This window comes from Planktotalea sp. (assembly GCF_049680325.1).
GTDB lineage: Bacteria > Pseudomonadota > Alphaproteobacteria > Rhodobacterales > Rhodobacteraceae > Planktotalea.
In genome coordinates this window covers 1-1,784 of the sequence record NZ_JBAUHO010000273.1, presented here as the reverse complement: position 1 = coordinate 1,784, position 1,784 = coordinate 1, and the positions used below count along the sequence as shown (strand labels likewise).

At 55.8% G+C, this 1,784-nt stretch carries 2 protein-coding genes; both read left to right on the top strand.

Features of this window, described 5'->3' with window-relative positions:
• A partial coding sequence (gene ttcA / locus WBC85_RS12785; protein ID WP_424437751.1) for a tRNA 2-thiocytidine(32) synthetase TtcA occupies positions 1–627 on the top strand: 627 nt, incomplete at its 5' end.
• A 138-nt stretch (positions 628–765) separates the two neighbouring features.
• A partial coding sequence (locus WBC85_RS12780; RefSeq protein WP_424437748.1) for an EAL domain-containing protein occupies positions 766–1,784 on the top strand: 1,019 nt, incomplete at its 3' end.

Here is a 1,784-nt window from a genome sequence, read left to right as displayed (position 1 = left end):
GGCCTGCTCCCTGTCGAGTTGCTGGCGTGTAATCTGGACCAGGGGCAGCCCGGCTTTCCCGCAACTGTCTTGCCCGGGTTCCTGGAGAAAATGGGGGTTAAGCACCGGATCGAATATCAAGATACATACTCAATTGTGATGGATAAAATCCCTGCGGGCCGTACGTTTTGCGCCCTCTGTTCACGCCTGCGGCGTGGCAACCTCTACCGCATTGCCCGCGAGGAAGGATGCTCGGCTGTGGTGCTGGGCCACCACCGCGATGATATTCTTGAAACATTCTTCATGAATCTCTTTCATGGCGGCCGTTTGGCAACCATGCCACCCAAGCTGCTGAACGAGGAAGGTGATCTGTTTGTCTACCGACCTCTGGCGCATGTGGCCGAAGTGGATTGCGAAAAATTCTCGACTGCCATGAACTACCCGATCATTCCCTGTGACCTGTGCGGATCACAGGACGGGCTGCAAAGACAACAGGTCAAAGCGATTCTCGACGGCTGGGAACGCAACAGCCCCGGTCGGCGCCAAGTGATGTTCCGCGCCCTTACAAACGCGCGGCCCTCCCATCTTCTGGATAACAAACTCTTTGATTTTGCAGGTCTAATGCGGGACGTGGACAATTCTAACTAACTTACTGGAAAGAAGCCCAAGGCCATTAACTTCAGGTTGTTTTTATTCTCGCTAGGGTAGCTGGAATGGAACGCACATGCGGTCCTGAACGGAGGAACGTCTGTGCAGCACAGCAAGTTAAGCAGCCATGTTTCCAGCATGGCAATGATACGCAAACGCATTTTTCTGCTACTCACCAGCCCTCCAGCCCTGGCCTTTGTCCCCGCCTTCTCACTCGCCGCATTTTGGTTTGGCGGTGAAGGGGCGCTGCTGGTAGTCGCGGCACTTGTACCTGTCATATATCTGCTGTTCGGCGGCGTTGGTGCAGCCGTAGACCACCTGCATGCCAGCATAGTTACACGCCACGGGCTGCTCCGGCGCGGACCTATGGCTGAACGATGCGAGGCCATTTTTGCAGAAGCCACCGAAACCGGATTGAACTCCTGCATTCATGTCATCGAAATCGAAAAATTTGCCGAGTTGGTTGACCAATATGGTCCTGCCGCCGGTGACACCATTATCCAGCGCATTGGCGAACGTTTGAGCAGCACCATGCGGGACGACGACGCGATCGGACAAATCGGCGACGCGCGCTTTGCAGTTTGCGCACACCCCGTCCGACAGCTCTCACTCGAGCTGTGTATCCAACTGGCAGGCAGGCTTCAAACTGCCGCAGAAGAAGCAATATCGATTGATGGAACCGTCATTTATGTGGACGTTTGCATCGGTTTTTGCCAGCAATCCCGCGCGCCCGAAAACCAAGGAAGCCACTGGCTGGAAGCCGCCTGCATTGCCTTGCGGAGCGCACAGGCGCGGGGCGCGTCCAGTATTCGCGCCTACTCCGATCAAATGCATCAGGAACGGAAGACGCGACGCGCCCTGACCGACGATGTTGTTGCAGCACTGGAGGCAGGTGAGATCGCCCCTTGGTTTCAACCTCAGGTATGCACCGATACGGGCCGCATTACGGGTTTTGAAGCTTTGGCGCGTTGGACCCACCCTATCAGAGGTGTCATCCCGCCGGCAGAGTTCCTGCCCGCTGTCGAAGCAACAAACCAACTTGAACGCCTTGCAGAAGTAATGATGTATCATAGCTTTCGGGCGCTCAAGCAGTGGGACGCAGCGGGTGTGAAAATCCCTCAGGTCGGAGTCAATTTCGCTGGAACCGAACTTGGAAA